Raw genomic sequence first — 16,767 nt, 5'->3', positions numbered from 1 at the left:
ACGCCATCGCACGTTATCGGGAACCCCCGAGGGGGCCGCCCGTAACCGGGCACCCAACTCGGGGTGGGCCTCCTGTCGTGCCTGGTAAAGACGTCACCGTAGATGACTGAAGACCGCATCCTCGTTCAGTTGATGGTGTGTCCCTGCAGGATATCCTCTTCGGTGACATCGAACGTCTGGCCGGTGCCCGCAATCCGGTACTGCCCGGTCGCCTTCACCTCGCCCGACCATCCGGACGTTGCGTACGGGACGACGAACGTGCCGTTCACGCTCTCCTGCCGGTAGTTGAACGTTCGGCCGGTGTTCGTGACGATGGGAACTTCGATGATCCCTTCGCCCCTGATCGCGGCCCCGGGAACGTACTCGAAGATCTTGACGGCTTTCAGGTCCGGCCCGTCTTCGCCGACGTTGCCGTAGACGTTCTGGGGTGTCTCGTGGACGAGCCGGTAGTGCTGGAGCGCCGGCACCCGCTCAAGCGGCTGGAGGATCGAGTCGCCCCGGAACTGGTAGTACATGCCGAGGAGCGTCGCGTGCGAGCCCGCCGGCGCGTTCCTGTTGTAGGCCTCCACCGCGGCGGCACCTTCCGTGGCGTTCATCTGCTGGGTGCGCGTGATGACCGGGAGGGAGGTGTTTGCCGTGCCCGCGTCACGGTACTCGGCGTAGATCACCTGCGACGTCGGATCGGTCATGGACCCGTCGAAGTTGTGGAGGCGGGAGACCATCGTCAGGTAGTACTCCTGGGTGTTGAACGGCACCGCCTGGTACTCCGACGAGCCCGCGCTCACCGGGAGGAGGAAGTAGGGCTGGAAGCGCTCCTGACCCACGTCGGCCCAGGTCACCGGAGCATGGAACTTCCCGGTGGCGAGCTGGATATCGGTGACGACGTAGCGGGTGCCGATGTTGTCGAGGATCCGGTTTGCGGCGGCTTCATCGGTCGAGACGAAGTACCGGGCCGATCCGTTCGGCCCCGCAACTCCGTGCTGGAAGGGATTGTTGTTCGGGATTCGTTTTGCGATGAGGGTGATCCAGTGGCCGTAGTCCCACCAGGACATGACGCCGTAGGACTCCTCGGGGTAGGTGAAGGTCTTCTGGTTGAGGATGGCGTAGTAGTCGACACCGGGGTCGGGGGTGTTTGTGCCCATCCACTTGAGGGCCTCCATCCACTGCGAGTCGACGCCGCCGTACCTGGCGTTGTTCGCCAGGGCGATGTTCGCCTGGAGGGAACTCCCCGCGAAGAGGAGCGTCACGACGACGACCGCGATGACCGCTCCTGCTTTCAGGTAGTCCGGCTGGTCTTTGGAGGAAGCCTTCGGCTTTCTGGCCTCCGGGGCTTTCCCTCCCTTCTTCCTCTTTCGTGGCGGCTCCTCCCGCTTCCCGGCGGCTGCCGGGCCAGTATGGGCGGCTGACGTTGCTGTTCCCGCGAAGCGCGTGACATCTTTCCACCCTATGTTCAGGACTGCGCCTGCAAAGACGGCGGAGAGCAGGGCGACGTTGACAGCGAGGTAATACTCGTACCGGACGTGTGCCATCGTCGAGGCGAGGATGATCAGCGTCCAGACGAGGACGAAGACGTGGGCGGGGTTCACCTTCTCGCGGCTCCGCCAGAGCAGGGCGGCGATCCCGCCCGCCATAAGGAGGAGGCCCCAGTTGAACGCTGCCCAGGCCATATCGAATGACCAGGCCCGTGCCTCCTGGACGGTTGTGGTGACCGGCTGCTCGCCGAAGAACGCGAAGAGGCTTGCGATCAGGAGGTTGTAGACGTCCGGGAGGGCGATGTAGAGCGCCGCCACGACGACGACCGCGATGCCGGTGAGCGCTGCCGGGAAGTAATACTTCGGCCGCCCGCGGAGGTAGGTCGCAAGACCGTAGAGCACGAGCGTCCCGGCGATGAGGGCGGCGGAGGCGATGACGTGCCCGACGGTGTAGCGGGAGAGGTCGAAGCCGGGGTGCGGGAAGCCGAACGCTACCGTCCCGATGATCACGACACCGAAGGTGATAGTGTTTACGAGGACCAGGTAGTCGCTTGACCGGTCCTGGAAGTAGTCCAGGAGGAACTGGATCAGGGTGAACGTCGTTACGATGAGCGCGAAGAGGATCATCGTCGGCATGTTGAAGTACCCGAGGAGGTACCCGACGCCCGCGAGCACCGAGGCGAGCGCCGGGGCCTTCAACCCCCCAACCGTGAGGGTTCCGCGATCCTTGAGGGAGAACGGGTGGTCACGGGTGACGAGCAGTGCCGCAACATAGGCGAGGATGAAGATCGTCGAGAAGAGCGTCTCCGCGATATGGTGGTCGACGAAGCCGAAGAGGGAGCGGTAGGCGTAGTTCCCGCTGATGACCGCGATGAGGCCCGCCGCGATGAGGCCGGTCTTCCAGTCGGCGATCTTCTTTCCGAGCAGGTAAATGACCGGCACCATCGCCGCGGCCATCAGCGGCGGGACCCAGGACGCCACCACCATGAGCTCCGGCCGTGTCGATGCGCCGGTGAGGAGACAGAGCGTCGATATGATCTCGATGAAGAGCGGCCCCCAGTAGATGACGTCGCCGGTCGGGTAGAGCGTCATCGCGTCGAACCAGGCGTAGCCGGGGAAGTTGGCAACGGTCTGTTCGATCAGACGGATGTTGTACCAGGCGTCATTTTCCAGGAGATTGACACCGTCGGCGGTCACCAGACCCTCCGAAGGGATACCTCGCGTCCAGAACGCGAGCAGGGTGAACAGGATGATAAAACCGATGATGATATACGGTCGGTACTTTCCGAGATCCGCGTGAGCCATTGGACCCTCCTTGTTACGAGCCAGTATCCCTTCGAGCCATTAATAACCTTGGCGTGCCGGGGGTGCTCAAAAACGAAGTAATTTCCGGGGTTTTCACGTCAGTCGTGCAAAGACCTTCTCGAACGCCTCGGCCTTCTTCTTCCAGCTGTGCTCCTCCACGCCGGCGGGCGTTCGGCCCGGACTGAGGACTGCCTCCTCGACCCTCTCGATGAACTCTTCCCGGTTCCGGTAAACGGCGATATGGTCGCCGCCCATCCGGAGCATGTCGGGGATGGGGGTGGAGAGGATCGGTTTCCCGCACGCCGAGTACTCGAAGTACTTGTTGGGGAGAGCGATATCGACCCACTGGGGAGGGGAGAGCGGGATGAGGCAGAGGTCCATCGGCGCGATGTAGCCGGGGAGGTCGCGGTAGTCGACGGCACCGGTGAAGTGCACCTGCCGGCTAACCCCGAGGTCCGCCGCGAGAGCCTGCAGTTCCTCAAGGTAGCCGGTGAAGAGCGAGCCGCCGACGATCAGGAGTTCCGCATTCGGGTGCCTCTTCCGGATCTCCGGGAGTGCCCGGATCACCTCGTCGAGGGCATACCACCGTTCGACGGCACCGGCAAACCCGAGAACGAAGGCATCGGGGGCAATCCCGAGGTTTGCCCGCATCGTTCCGCCGTCCAGCGGGCGGAAGAGGTCGGTGTTGACCCCGTTCGTGATCAGCTCGGCCTCGTAGCCGTATCGGTGGAGTTTCTCGACCAGTCCGGGGGAGACCGTCGTGACGACGTCGCTGTGGTCGAGGTTGTAGCGGGTTATGGCGAGGACGCCTTTTTGGAGCAGGCGCTTCACGGCGGGGTTTTTGTAATAAGCGGCGGCGGAGTCGGGGAACCAGTCTTTGAGGTCGAAGACCACCGGGACGCCGTACTTCTTTGCCGCCCGGACCATCGCCGTCCCCGCGAGGACGTGAGCCCCGACGACGACGTCGATATCGTGGCCGCGGATGATCTCGCTGATGACCCGGTAATGGTGGGGCGCGTTCAGGGTGTAGTGGAGGAACGGGCTCTCGACCGCAAACCGGGTCGCCTCGTGGACATGGAGGTGGGTCCCGCGCTCCTTGCCCCGGCTGACATGGAAGTGGGGGACGTGAACCTCGTGCCGTGCCGCGAGTTCCTCGAAGATGTTGTGGTGCCTCGAGGGGATCGGGTGGTGGATGTAGTCCTGAGTGGAGACGAGGAGGATCTTCATCGATCTTGCGCTCTTGCGATCGATTAGAAGTAGTTAAAGATGATCCCGGCTTCACTGCACCGGGGTTTTGGCGGGGGTGCAGTGGATTATTGAAAACATAATCCGGCAGGGCGTTCCGTGCAGCACGTTAATCCGGTCGGAAGGTCGGTCGTACCTCAGAGTTACATAGAATAGAGTCTGTCGATGGCGACCGGAACCGGTCGTCGGCGAACCCGGGTAACAGGGCCGGCTACCCGGTTCCTACCTTGTTAGACGTGCTCTCCCACACCCGCATATCTTTTCCGAGGTTGAGCAGTCCTTTTGCCAGATAAACCTGATTTGTGGCGAAGGAAACGATCGTGCTGCCCCTCCAGAAGTAACCAATCAGAGCGAAGAGGCCGAGCACCCCGATGGCGAGGAGCGGGAATGCAAGGGCGAGCCCTACAACGAAGAGAACGCTGCCGGTGAAGAAGAGGGCCGGCGTTGCGAGGTACATGTAGACCCGCAGGGGGTAGAAGAACCGCGAAAACGGGCGGGGATGCCTCAGGAGATCGAGGTTTGAAATAGTTGCCTCGATCAGGTGCGTCGCCCGCCGGATCTTCTGGCGGTACTGCCGATGAAAGTCCGGGGGCACGTCCTCGTATACCCGGGCGCCTGGCTCGTACACCGCCAGGTATCCGCGGCGGATCGCCTCGAACGCCGTGTTTGCATCGTCGGCCCCCCGCCTGTCGTCGATCCGGGTCACCAGATCGCGCTTGAACGCGACGAGCGCGCCGTTGAAGGCGTAGGTGGAGTCGACGGCGCTCTCCCAGCTGCACATCCGCCCGTAGTAGTTCCGGTAAGCACCCTCCATCTGCGCCGGGTGAGACCCGTCGCCGGGGAGGGGGTAAAGGTCGCCGCAGACCGCAGCGATACGCTCATCGCTGACGAGCCGGCCGATGAGGCGTTCGAGAGCCTCGCGCTCGAAAAAGACGTCCGCGTCTGTGGTGACGACGATCGGAAAACGTGCTGCTAAAATTGCTTTGTTGTACGACCGGTTCGTGCCCAGACGCTCCGTGTTCGCGATGATCCGGTGATCGATGCCGGCCTTCTCGAAGGCGTCCAGTGCAAGCGCTCTGGTGTTGTCGGAGGAGCAGTCGTCTACGAAGATCACCTCGTACCGGTCCGCCGGGTACGAGGACGCGAGAATATTATCGACCCGCTTCAGGATTACGGCCTCTTCGTTATAGGCGGATATGACGATGCTTATCGGGGGGTATTCACTGAGTGCCGGCGGTTTTTCCGGCTTTTTTCCGATATGGATCCCGATAAAGAAGATGACGTAGGGTACGACCGCAGCCGCGAGGAGCCCCAGGCCGATCCAGAGAAGCATGAAATTAATCTATGGGATTGGTATTTATCGTTTGGGAATAGAGGGAGTGGTTCGTCCTCATTGCGTTCTCCTTTTTCTCGTTGTATGGTGCTCTTTCCTCTCCCTTCGCGAAAGCGATCGTTCGTATCTCAAGACGCGCCGTTGGCGGTACCTCCCGGTCACGAAGACAGGGGGTAAGACCGGGTCCGGGCGGCTTGAGGCCGGGTACGTCCCGCTACCCGGTTACGGGAGCCCCCGAACCGTATCGCGGATATACGCGAGATCCTCGTCCGTCACCGCCGGGTGGACGGGCAGGCTCACGACCGATGCCGCGAGGTCGTCCGATACCGGGCAGGAAGCGTGCGTGTTCTCGTAGACGGGCTGTCGGTTGACGGGGATGGGGTAGTGGACGGCGGTTCCGATCCCCCGATCCGCGAGGGCGCTCATGAACGCGTCCCTTGAGAGCACGTAATCGCCGGGGACCTTCACGACGTACTGGTGGTAGACGTGCCGGACGCCCGGTGCGACGCAGGGCGTCGCGAGCCCCGTGCCCGCGAGATGGTGGTCGAGGTAGCGGGCGTTATGAATCCGGCGCTTGTTGAACTCTTCGAGCCGCCCGAATTGCACGAGGCCGATCGCGGCGGCGATGTTCGTCATCCGGTAGTTGTAGCCGATAACCGTGTGGAGGTACTTCCGGCTCTGCCCGTGGTTGATGAGGAGCCTGATCTTCTCCGCAAGGGCATCGTCGTCGGTCGTGACCATGCCCCCCTCGCCGGTGGTCATGTTCTTCGTCGGGTAGAACGAGAAGCAGCCAATGTCGGCAAGGCTTCCCGCCCGTCTCCCGTGGTACTCTGCGCCGTGCGCCTGGGCCGCGTCCTCGATGAGGACGATCTCGCGGTCCTCGCAGACCTCGCGGACGGCTCCGATGTCGAACGGCTGCCCGAAGAGATGCACCCCGATGACCGCCCGGGTGTCGGGACGGATGAGGTCTTTGACCGACTCCGGGTCGATGTTGAATGTCTCCGGATCCACGTCCGCAAAAAGCGGCGTCGCCCCGCAGATCGAGACAGCAGATGCCGTCGCAAAGAACGTGAACGCCGGGACCACCACCGAGTCCCCCGGCCCGACGCCGGCGGCAAGGAGGGCCGTGTGGAGCGCCGCGGTGCCCGAGTTGACACCGACGGCGTGGGCGGCGCCGCAGTAGTCCGCAAACCGCGACTCGAACTCCGTGACGACCGAGCCCTGGGCGAGCATCCCCGACCGCATCACGCGGGCGACAGCCTCGACCTCCTCCTCCCCGACGAGCGGGCGGGCGACGGGGATCTCCCGCATCACCGGACCGCCCCCGGAGGCAGCGGCCGGAACCGCGCCGGCGCGCCCACCGCGAGCATCCCCGGCGGGACGTCCTTCGTCACCACCGCGCCCGCGGCGACGAACGCCCCCTCACCGACGACGACGCCGGGGAGGATCGTTGCGTTCGCACCGATGACCGCGTCGTCCCCGATCACCGGCCCCCGGAGGGATTCGTGCGGGCCGGGCGGGTAGCGGTCGTTCGTCAGCACGGCGTTCGGGCCGATGAAGACCCGGTTGCCGATCCGGGCGCCGGTGGGGATGTAGACCAGACTCTGGAGCCGGACGTCGTCGCCGATCGTGCAGTCGCCCTCGATCACCGCCGCCGTCCCGATCGCGACCCGGTCGCCGATGGCCGTCTTTTCGCGGATCAGCACGTTGTGGCCGGTCTGAAAGGCATCGCCGATCACGACGTCGCAGTAGATGATCGTGCCCGACCGGAGGACGGCGCCCCTCCCGATGGTGGTGCCGGGGTAGTCGCTCTCTCCCATCCGGTCGCGGGAGGGAAACCCGAGGGTCACCGGTTCGAATATCGTCGCCCCCTCGCCGAGAGCGTTACGTCCGTGCTTAATCATTCAACGGTCACGCTCTTTGCCAGGTTTCGCGGTTTGTCGACGTCCCGCTGCAGGGCACATGCGGTATGGTAGGCAAGCAGCTGCAGGACGACCGACGCGGTCAGTACCTGCACCAGATGGTGCGTGTTCGGAATGGGGATGAAGATGTCCACGATCTCGGCGAGTTCCGTATCCCCGGCAACCCCAAGCGCGATGACCGGGGCTTTCCTTGCCTTCATCTCCTTGATGTTCGAGGCCATCACGCCGTAGGTCGGGCCCGGGGTGCAGACGGCGACGACCGGCGTCTCGGGAGTGAGCAGGGCAAACGGCCCGTGCTTGAGTTCTCCCGCCGCATACCCCTCGGCGTGGACGTAACTGATCTCCTTCATCTTCAGGGCGCCTTCCATCGAAACCGGGTAGAACGGCCCCCTTCCCACGAAGAAGACGTGTTCGGCCTTCGAGCAGAGGGCGACCGCCTCGTGGATATCCTGGAGGAGGACGTCGCCGATGGCCAGGTGCGCGTGCGAGAGGGCATCGTCGAACGCCCCCTCGCAGCGGAGGTTGACGATCTGCATCAGCGCCGCAAGCTGCGCCGTGTAGGACTTGGTCGCGGCGACGCCGATCTCGGGGCCGGCCCGCATCAGGAGGGTCTCGTCCGCAACCCGGGTGACCGTGCTCCCCTGCATGTTGGTGATGGCGAGCGTCGGGCAGTTGCGGGCTTTCGCCATCTTCAGGGCGGCGATTGTGTCCGCCGTCTCCCCCGACTGCGAGACCGCGATCACGAGGCCGTGGAGGGGCGGGGTGAAGTACTTGAACTCCGACCCCACCTCGACCCGCACCGGTATGCCGCAGAGCGGTTCGGCCAGGTACTTGAAGACCAGGGCGGTGTGGTAGGACGTCCCGCACGCGACCAGGGTGATCTCGTCCGCCTCCATGACCATCCGCCGCACGCGGTCGTCGATGCCTGCCCGGATCGTCTCGTAGAAGGACTGGGGCTGCTCGTAGATCTCCTTTAACATGTAATGGGCGAACCCGCCCTTCCGGGTATCCTCGACGCACCAGTTGATCAGTTCGATCGGGCGCTCCACCATCCGGCCGTCATGGTAGATGGTGTAGCGGCCGGGCGCGAGATCGGCGACGTCGCCGTCTTCGAGGAAGATCACGCGTTCGGTGTATTCAAGAAGCGGCGTCATGTCCGAGGCGGCGAAGATCTCGGCATCCCCGACGCCGAGGACGAGCGGGCTCGCGTCGCGGGCGGCGACGATTTGCTGCGTATCCTCCGCGATCACGAGGACGGCATACGAGCCCCGGAGCAGGGGGAGGGTCGCGTTGACCGCCGCGAGGAGATCGCCGTCGTAATGCTCCTCAATGAGGTGGGCGATCACCTCGGTATCGGTCTCCGACCGGAACGTATGGCCGCGCTCTTCAAGCTGCCGTTTCAGTTCGCCGTAGTTCTCGATGACCCCGTTGTGCACCACGGCGATCCTGCCCGAGCAGTCGGTGTGCGGGTGGGCGTTGAGATCGTTCGGCTCGCCGTGGGTGGCCCACCGGGTATGCCCGATCCCGGTGGATCCGGTGAGATGGGCAGCTCCGGCCTCGCCGTCCGAGATGCGGCCGGTCTTCTTGTAGACCTCGATCGCGCTCCCGACCGTCGCGATGCCGAAAGAGTCGTAACCCCGGTATTCGAGCCGTTTCAAACCCTGGATCAGGATCGGGGTTGCATCCCGTCTCCCGATATAGCCGACGATCCCGCACATCTACATCACCCGCGTGCCGTCCTCGATGAGGCCGACCACTGTCTTCCGCTCACCGACGGTGACATTGTTACCTGCGATGCAGTTCTTAAACGTTGTGAATGGTGCCGCGCGTACTCCCTCACCGAGGACTGCGCCGAACTCCTCCTTCTGGACGTGGCCTCCGACCTCGATGAAACTCGCGGAGGGGTAGGTGGTGGTATGGTCGGCGAGGATGCACCCCTGGCCGAGGACTGCCGAGACGATCCTCGAATGCGACCCGATCGTGACGTCGTTCATGATGAGCGAGTCGGCAACGTAGGTGAACGGTTCAAGCACCACCCGGTCGCCGATGCTCGTATCGGGCATGATCACGGTGTTCGGACCGATGTTGCAGTTGCTCCCGATGACGGCGGGACCATAGATGACGGTGTTCGGCCCCACGGTCGTTCCGGCGCCGATACGCACGGTGCCCCGGCGGATGACGGATGCGTCGACCTCCCCTGCGATCCCGGGCCTGACCCCCCGAAGCATCCGGCTGTTCAGTTTCAGGAGATCCCAGGGGTAGACGGCGTCCTGCCAGTCGTCCGCCGGGATTGCGCGTATCCGCCGGCCCGACGCGATCATGGCGGCGAGGGCGTCGGGGATCTCGTTCGTCTGGAGATAGGAGAAGACGTCGGGGGTGAAGGAGTAGATCCCGGTCGATACCGTGAACGTCGGGGCGTCTTCGGGTTTCTCAACGATCTCGCGGACGATGCCGTTCCTGATCACCACGACCCCGAAGTTCGAGGGGTTCGGGTGCTCGGCGACAAGCATGGCGTTCCGCTCCTCCTTGATCCGTGCTATCGATCCGGCGTTGATGTAGTTGTCGCCGGGAAGAACCAGGAAGTCGTCCGCGATCTCCGATTCGGCAGCCCGGAGAGCATCCGCGGTTCCGAGCTGGCGCTCCTGCACGACGACCTGGATGGGGGCGTCGAGCCGGTTGAGGTGCCGGATGACCTCTTCCTTCCGGTAGCCGACCACCACCACAATATCGCGGATTCCGTTCTCGAGAAGGGCGTCGATGACGTACTCGATGATCGGCCGGTTCGCGACCGGGAGCATGGCCTTGGGCTTGCTCCTCGTCAGCGGCCGCAGACGGCTCCCTTCTCCCGCTGCTAGAATGACTGCCTGCATCATATCACCTGATGACTGAGTTCTCCTCGACGCACCCTTCAACGAGGGAGTGGGGAGCCACCCGGCTTCCGCTGCCGACGAGGCACCCGACGTTGACCGAGCAGTTGATCCCGAAGAGGACGTCGTCGCCGATGATGGCGCCGAACTTCCTCCTGCCGGTGGTCTTCCCGCAGACTTTCACCGATCCGTTGTCGTGCCTGAGGTTTGCGACCTTGGTGCCCGCCCCGAAGTTGCAGCCGCTCCCGACGATGCTGTCGCCGATGTAGTTGAAGTGGGGGATCTTCGTCCCCGGCATGATGATGGAGTTCTTGAGTTCGGTCGCGTGCCCGATATGGCAGTTATCCCCGATGGCGGTGGAGCCCCGGATATAGGCGTGGGGGCCGATGACGCAGTTCTCGCCGATGACGCAGGAGCCCTCGATATAGGTTCCGGCCCGGATAACCGTCCCTTTCCCGATGCTGACCGTCTCCGGGACGGTGCATCCGTCCTCGACGGTGCCGTGCCGTTCGTGGCGGATCGAGGCGAGAAGCCCCTCGTTTGCGTCGAGGAGATCCCACGGCTGCCCCACATCGAGCCAGTAGGCGAGCGGGTATGCCCTGAGCGTCCCCTCCCTGATGTAGGTCTCGAGCGCGTCGGTCAGCTCGAACTCGCCCCGGCCCGATACTTTTATGCCCGCTAGAAGGTCGAAGATGCCGGGGTCGAAGAGGTAGGCGCCCGCGTTGATCAGGTTGCTCTTCGGCTCCTCGGACTTCTCCTCGAGGCCGGTGATGCGGTTCCCTTCGACGGTCACCACGCCGTAGTCCTGCGGGTGGTCGGTCTCGTGAATTCCCACGCACGGAGCATCCATCCGGCAGAATTTCCTGATATCGTCGGATCTGAGGATCATATCCCCGTTCAAGAGGAGGAACCGGTCGTCGATCAACCCTGCCGTCACCCGCAGGGCGTCGGCGGTGCCGAGCTGGTGGCGCTGGGTCACGTAGGCGATCTTCACGCCAAGGCTGCTGCCGTCCCCGAAGTGGTTTCGGATCTCGCGTTCAAAGTACCCGACGACGAAGATGAAGTCGGTGATTCCTGCATCGCGGGCCGCGACGACCAGGTGCTCCATCATCGGCCGGTTTGCTATCGGAAGCATCACTTTCGGGCGCCGGGCGGTCAGGGGCCGCATCCGTTTCCCCTCTCCTGCTGCCAGTACGACACACTGCATATATTACTCCAGAGTATGTTTCGCCTTCTCAAGGGCGGCGTGCCCCGCGTCAAGCATCTCTTTCGCCTTTGCGGGTGTTCTTCCCTCGGCCGTGATCCGGACCTTCGGTTCGGTGCCGCTTGCCCGGATCAGGTACCAGCCGTCTTCATCCTCGAACCGGACCCCGTGCGTCGGCTCATCGGCCCCCATCGCCCCCATGACCTCCCGCGGGGCGTTGATCCGGTACGACTCCCGCAGAAGGGTGTAGCGGGGCATCCGGTCGAGTTCCTCGGCGATCGACCACTCCGACGCGATCTCGCAGAGGAGGGCCGCGGCGTAGATCCCGTCCGGGCAGTAGGAGTGCCGGGGAAAGATCCAGCTCCCCGACGCCTCGCCGCCGAAGTCCCCCCAGGAGAGGAGTTCTTCGGAAACGAAACTGTCGCCGACCGGCGTGCGGCGGACTTCCGCGACCTCCTCGATCGCCATCGAGGCGTCGACGGTGGTGACGACGCGTTTGCGGTCGAGATACTTCGCAAAGAGCATGAGGAGGTGATCGCCGTCGATATAGCGGCCGCGCTCGTCGAACGCCATCATCCGGTCGGCGTCGCCGTCGTGGATCACTGCGCATGCGGCACCCCGGCGCCGGACGATCTCGCCGATGTAGGGGAGGTTTGCCTCGAGCGGTTCCGACGGCCGGGAGAACCTTCCCATGACGTTGCAGTTCAGGCCGATCACGGTTGCCCCGGCCGCGGCGAGGATGTCGGGGGTGATGACGCTTCCGGCGCCGTTGCCGCAGTCGAGCACGGCCGTGATGGGGCGGGAGAGACTGACCTTATCGAGGATCGCCTCCCGGTGCGCGTCCACCGCGTCGATGGGCCGGGCATGCCCCTGCTTGTCCCAGGTTCTCCGGTGTGTGCCCGCGACTCCGTCTTCGATCGCCGCCTGCTGTCGGAGGGTGAACGACGACCCGTCGGGGTTGAGCAGTTTGACCCCGTTGTAGGACTCGGGGTTATGGGAGGCGGTGATCATGCATCCTGCGTCCGTATTCCGCGTAGCGTGCGCGACCGTCGGCGTGGGCGCGATCCCGCAGGAATAAACGGTTGCACCGACCGAGAGCATCCCGGAGACAACAGCGTGCTCAAGCAGTTCGCTGGTCGTGCGGGTGTCCCGGCCGACGACGATCCCCGAAGCTCCGGCTGCGACGGCCGCTCCGACGCGGAGCGCGAGGTCGACGAGGCCGGGGCCGAACTCCTGCCGGATGCCGGAAGAGCCGAAAAGCATACTCCTGTATAATCCTTTCTTTCCTAAAAAAAGGTATTCATCGTCCGTAGGGACACCAGTGCTCGAGATTGATAAGGCCGCTGACCCCGGCGGCCGAGGGTCCGAGGAATATCATCCGTTTCTTCTCCCGGTACTCGTCGATGCAGGCGACCCCCGCATCGCTCGTCATGCCGTCTCCGCCGACCAGGAGGATATCGGCCGCCTCCGGCGTATCAACGATCTGTGATGCAAGCGCCCGCTCGAGCACCGGCATCGGGCCGACGAGGTAGACCCGTTTTCCCGCGACCTCGCGGGAGAGTTCCGCAAGGCAGGGGGCGTAGCAGTCGGGGGTGCAGGGCTGGAGTCTCCGCGCCAGGCAGAGGAACGCCGAGACGGTGTTGACGATCGCGCCTGCCGCGCCTCGCTGCTTCTGATTTTTGAGCGGCGCACCGAACATAAAGGAGATCCGGGTGTTTGCCCGGACCGGCTCGCTCGTGATGAACTGTCCGCTCCGCCCGCCGAAGTGCCCCTCCATAGCGACGCCTTTCGGGTACTGGCAGACGTCCGCGTCGTGATTCACGCTGAGCGTCACGATGCCGTCCTCGCACCCGCTGTCCGCGAGGATCGTCTCCAGCCTCTCGATTGCACTGTTCCAGAAACTCATGGTTCTTCCTCCATATCCGATAAAATTGCCCGCACTGGCGATCCGTCGATGCCTTTGAGCCGCAGGGGGAGTGCCGTCATGTGATAGTCTCCTTCCGGCACGCTGGAGAGGTCAAGCAGTTCGAGGATGACCGTCCCGCTCCCGAGCAGCAGGCGGTGGACGGAACCGTCGCCGTTGAACGACTCGATCGACGGGGTATCGATCCCGAGGCAGACGATCCCGGCCTCGACGGTCATCTCCGCCGCTTCGGGGGAGAGCGCCGGGTACCCGGGGTCGAACTCCCGCCGCCCCGAAAACCATGTCTTTATGAGGATCGTCCTCGCGCCGTCGAGGCGGCCAGCGAGATGCCCGGGTTCGATGACCTCCCCGATGTCGCTACAGTCGAGCACCCGTGCGGGCCCCATCAGCACCGCGGGCGGGATCTCGTCGACCGTCAGTCCTCCCTCGATGTAGTGCGACGGGGCGTCGATGTGCGTCCCGGTATGACTCCCGAGCACCATCTCGGTCACGCGGTACTGTCCGTTGTCGATCTCATGGAACCGGGGCCGGACGTCTCCCGGGTAGAGGACGGCGTCCCCGGAGAGGTCCCGGGTGATGTCGTAGATCGTCACGGGGATATCTCTCCCTGCCACCCGAACTGCCCGATCAGCGGCACGAAGCAGACGCCGCCGAGCGGGACTGTCTCCACGCTCCCCTCGCGTTTGACGAGTTTGACGAGATCCTGGCATTCGCGTGGCCCGACGGGAGCGATCAATCGCCCGCCTTCGGCGAGTTGCTCTACCAGGGGGCCGGGGATCTCGGGCGATGCCGCCGTGACGACGATGGCGTCGTAGGGTGCCTCCGGCGGATAGCCCTGCGTGCCGTCGCCGACGACGATCTCGACACCGGTGACCTCTGCCCGGGCGAGGTTCTCCCGTGCCCGGTCGGCGAGGTGGGCGAGGCGTTCGACGGAGACGACCTTCCCGGCGAGTTCGGCGAGGATTGCCGCCTGGTAGCCGCTGCCGGTCCCGATCTCGAGGACGCGGTCGTGGGAGCGGATCTCCAGTTGTTCGGTCATGACGGCGACGATGTAGGGCTGGGAGATGGTCTGCCCTTCCCCGATGGGGAGCGGCTGGTCTTCGTAGGCAGCGCGTTCGAGGTTTTTGGGCACGAAGAGGTGGCGGGGGATCTTCCGCATCGCGGCGAGCACCCGTTCGTCACCGATTCCCCGGGCCCGGATCTGGAACTCTACCATCTCCTCGCGCTCCCGTCTATAGGGATCGGCCTCCATCCTCCCGTCTCCCGAATCAGAATCCTGATTCAGCTTTATCGATCGCGGCGTCGATCTGCTCCTGCAGGACCGCAGGCAGACCGCTGATCTTCACATCCAGAAACCCGCGTATAATAGTTGCGGTGGCCTCCTCCTCGGAGAGCCCCCGGGCCATGAGGTACTCGATCTCGTGGCGGGCGATCTTTCCGACCGCAGCCTCATGGGAGAGTTCGGTGCCGGTCAGCGTTCCTTCGATCTCGGGGATGGCGTGGATGATGCCGTCTTTCAAGATCAGGCCCTTGCACTCGATGTGGCCCCGGGTCTCGTCCTTCTCGCCGAGGATGTGGCCGCGGGAGATGATGGTGCCGCCGGTGGTGATCGCCCGGGTGGTCAGTTCGGCGCTCGTATGCTCGGCGCCGAGGATGGCACGGGAGCCGAGATCGAGGGTCGATCCCGGTGTCGCGACGACGATGCTCGAGAACCGGGCGACGGCGTTCTTCCCGATCAGGCGGGCCGTCGGGTACATGTCGACCTTCCTGACCGGCTGCATGCAGACGTAGTTCGAGAGGAACGTTCCGTGCTCCTCGACGACGGTGGCGCTCCGCGGGAAGACGCTGATCCCGGGGTTCCAGTTGTGGATCATCGTGGACGTGACCTTGGCGCCTTTGCCGACGTAGATCTCGGTCACCCCGATATGCGCCCCGTGCTCCTTCTGCCAGGAACTCGCGCAGCCGGAGATGATGTTGATCTCCGAGCCTTCTCTCGCGATGAAGAGGTTGTGGACGTGCTGCACCGGCTCGTCGCGCAGAAAGAGGCAGGCCTGAAGGGGCATCTCGACCTTCACCCCTTCATGGGCGATGACGACGAGGCCCTGCGGGTTCTCCTGCTTCGCAAGGTATTCTGTGTATTTGTCCTTATCCTTCGGAACGGCGTTCCAGTAGTAGTCCTTCACCCAGTCGTACTTCTCGAGAGCGGCCTTGATGGGGATCATCTCGATCCCTTCGGCCCCGCAGGTGGTCTGGATCACGTTCTGGTCGATCTGGAAGAAACTCCCGCACCGGTTCTGCATCCCGACCTCGAGACCGGTCAGGGCGAGGCGTTCCCGGTCTTTCTCCGGGAGCCGTTCGATGTCGCCTACATCTGTTTGCAACGCAGACACTCTCCGTATCCTTTCTCTTTGACCACGCGCAGGATCTCGCGGGGGTTTCCGTGGCACCGGATCCGGCCGTCGATGAGCACGTGCCCCTGGTCGGCCTCGAGGTAGTCGAGGATGTAGCCGGTGTGGGTGATGATGAGGCCGCTCTTGCGGCGGTTGACGATATGGACATCCTTTTCGAGGAGGTTCGCGATCTCTTTCCCCATCAGGCCCATGTTCTCGAGGTCGACGCCGCTCTCCGGCTCGTCGAGCATGAGGAAATCGGGCTGCTGGACCTTCAATTGCAGAACCTCGCTCCGTTTGATCTCGCCGCCGGAGAACCCGACGTTGGTGTCCCGGGCGAGAAAGCGCTCCATATTGACCGTCTGCGCGAGCGCCTCGATCGCGTCGCTGCCGAGATGAGACGTGGCGGTGAGGAGCTTTCCGAGTTTCAGCCCCGATATCGCGGGCGGGTGCTGAAACATCATGCCGATCCCGAGATGGGCGCGCTCGTGGATCGGCATCTCGGTGATGTCCGTTCCCTTAAATACGATGGATCCGGACGTGATCGTGTAGCCGCCGAACCCCATGATGGCTTTGAGCAGCGTACTCTTCCCCGAACCGTTCGGCCCCATCAGGATATGGGTCTCCCCCTGCCCGATATGGAGGTTGATATCGTGGAGTTTCTCGGTGCCTTCCACATCCACGTGCAAATCACTGATATCCAGCATACGGCACTCCGTTTCATGTATTTGTCAGGGGATACATTAACACTTGCCAACGGAACAGTTGCCGTTTCGGCCGGCGGTAGGTTGATCTGCGCCGATATCGTGTCGATTTTTGAGGTCTGTTCCTGATAATTGTCTTTTATTTGTATTGGGGGCGGGATTGGAGGCAGAATTCCGGCAGTTCACTTTCACCCCGCACGCGGCCTACGGTTAAGTAGCGCCCTCGCTCCGTTTCATGTATGGAACAATCTGCATTCTCAACGTTTGCCTGCATCGCCGAGCGGGCCGCCCGGTATCCGACCGTTGTTCGGCGCAGCCAGATGCGTAAGGCGGCGTACTTCGCCTCCGACGCTCCGGCAGATCGCCCCCTCCTTGTGGTGGAGAGCCTCGCGTAAGTCCTC

General features: G+C 63.7%; 15 protein-coding genes. 1 reads left to right on the top strand and 14 read right to left on the bottom strand.

Features of this window, described 5'->3' with window-relative positions; all coding sequences use genetic code 11:
• Positions 1 to 125: 125 nt before the first annotated feature.
• The 14 genes from MchiMG62_RS13015 to MchiMG62_RS12950 all read right to left on the bottom strand — a co-directional run bounded on the left by MchiMG62_RS13015 (position 126) and on the right by MchiMG62_RS12950 (position 16,369).
• Positions 126 to 2,777 (bottom strand): oligosaccharyl transferase, archaeosortase A system-associated, encoded by a 2,652-nt coding sequence (locus MchiMG62_RS13015; RefSeq protein WP_221057327.1) that lies wholly within the window; start codon positions 2,775 to 2,777, stop codon positions 126 to 128.
• Positions 2,778 to 2,870: 93 nt separating this feature from the next.
• A complete protein-coding gene (locus MchiMG62_RS13010) occupies positions 2,871 to 4,004 on the bottom strand; it encodes a glycosyltransferase family 4 protein (protein ID WP_221057326.1) in 1,134 nt (377 codons plus the stop codon).
• A 229-nt stretch (positions 4,005 to 4,233) separates the two neighbouring features.
• On the bottom strand, positions 4,234 to 5,355 hold the full coding sequence (locus MchiMG62_RS13005; protein ID WP_221057325.1) for a glycosyltransferase: 1,122 nt from the start codon (positions 5,353 to 5,355) through the stop codon (positions 4,234 to 4,236).
• Positions 5,356 to 5,577: 222 nt separating this feature from the next.
• The gene (locus MchiMG62_RS13000; RefSeq protein WP_221057324.1) at positions 5,578 to 6,666 is read right to left on the bottom strand and encodes a DegT/DnrJ/EryC1/StrS family aminotransferase; all 1,089 of its coding nucleotides are present in this window, start codon (positions 6,664 to 6,666) and stop codon (positions 5,578 to 5,580) included.
• Positions 6,666 to 7,259, bottom strand: coding sequence for an acyltransferase (locus tag MchiMG62_RS12995; protein WP_221057323.1), 594 nt, complete (start codon positions 7,257 to 7,259; stop codon positions 6,666 to 6,668). Before MchiMG62_RS12995 ends, MchiMG62_RS13000 begins: the two co-directional genes overlap by 1 nt.
• Positions 7,256 to 8,995 carry a glutamine--fructose-6-phosphate transaminase (isomerizing) gene (glmS, locus tag MchiMG62_RS12990; RefSeq protein ID WP_221057322.1) on the bottom strand — a complete coding sequence of 580 codons (1,740 nt, stop codon included), beginning with the start codon at positions 8,993 to 8,995 and terminating at the stop codon, positions 7,256 to 7,258. Before glmS ends, MchiMG62_RS12995 begins: the two co-directional genes overlap by 4 nt.
• Positions 8,996 to 10,150 carry a bifunctional sugar-1-phosphate nucleotidylyltransferase/acetyltransferase gene (gene glmU / locus MchiMG62_RS12985; RefSeq protein WP_342367218.1) on the bottom strand — a complete coding sequence of 385 codons (1,155 nt, stop codon included), beginning with the start codon at positions 10,148 to 10,150 and terminating at the stop codon, positions 8,996 to 8,998.
• Position 10,151: 1 nt separating this feature from the next.
• The gene (gene glmU, locus MchiMG62_RS12980) at positions 10,152 to 11,351 is read right to left on the bottom strand and encodes a bifunctional sugar-1-phosphate nucleotidylyltransferase/acetyltransferase (protein ID WP_221057321.1); all 1,200 of its coding nucleotides are present in this window, start codon (positions 11,349 to 11,351) and stop codon (positions 10,152 to 10,154) included.
• 3 nt (positions 11,352 to 11,354) lie between these two features.
• Complete coding sequence (gene glmM, locus MchiMG62_RS12975; RefSeq protein ID WP_221057320.1) at positions 11,355 to 12,611, bottom strand: phosphoglucosamine mutase; 1,257 nt, start codon at positions 12,609 to 12,611, stop codon at positions 11,355 to 11,357.
• 37 nt (positions 12,612 to 12,648) lie between these two features.
• Positions 12,649 to 13,254, bottom strand: coding sequence for a hypothetical protein (locus MchiMG62_RS12970; RefSeq protein ID WP_221057319.1), 606 nt, complete (start codon positions 13,252 to 13,254; stop codon positions 12,649 to 12,651).
• A complete protein-coding gene (locus MchiMG62_RS12965; RefSeq protein WP_342367217.1) occupies positions 13,251 to 13,886 on the bottom strand; it encodes a cyclase family protein in 636 nt (211 codons plus the stop codon). Before MchiMG62_RS12965 ends, MchiMG62_RS12970 begins: the two co-directional genes overlap by 4 nt.
• The gene (locus tag MchiMG62_RS12960; protein WP_221057318.1) at positions 13,862 to 14,524 is read right to left on the bottom strand and encodes a protein-L-isoaspartate(D-aspartate) O-methyltransferase; all 663 of its coding nucleotides are present in this window, start codon (positions 14,522 to 14,524) and stop codon (positions 13,862 to 13,864) included. The genes MchiMG62_RS12965 and MchiMG62_RS12960 overlap by 25 nt, the downstream gene beginning before the upstream one ends.
• Positions 14,525 to 14,540: 16 nt before the next feature.
• A complete protein-coding gene (locus MchiMG62_RS12955; RefSeq protein ID WP_425331891.1) occupies positions 14,541 to 15,662 on the bottom strand; it encodes a SufB/SufD family protein in 1,122 nt (373 codons plus the stop codon).
• Positions 15,638 to 16,369: an ABC transporter ATP-binding protein gene (locus tag MchiMG62_RS12950; RefSeq protein WP_221057317.1), complete on the bottom strand. Its 732-nt coding sequence runs from the start codon at positions 16,367 to 16,369 to the stop codon at positions 15,638 to 15,640. Before MchiMG62_RS12950 ends, MchiMG62_RS12955 begins: the two co-directional genes overlap by 25 nt.
• 236 nt (positions 16,370 to 16,605) lie before the next feature.
• On the opposite strand from MchiMG62_RS12950, the gene MchiMG62_RS12945 reads away from it, so the two are divergent.
• Entirely contained in the window at positions 16,606 to 16,761 is a 156-nt protein-coding gene (locus MchiMG62_RS12945) for a hypothetical protein (protein ID WP_221057316.1), read from the top strand.
• Positions 16,762 to 16,767: the final 6 nt, after the last annotated feature.

The organism is Methanoculleus chikugoensis (assembly GCF_019669965.1).
Lineage (GTDB): Archaea > Halobacteriota > Methanomicrobia > Methanomicrobiales > Methanoculleaceae > Methanoculleus > Methanoculleus chikugoensis.
The sequence above is the reverse complement of the archived record's forward strand: the minus strand, read 5'-3'. Positions and strand labels throughout refer to the sequence as shown.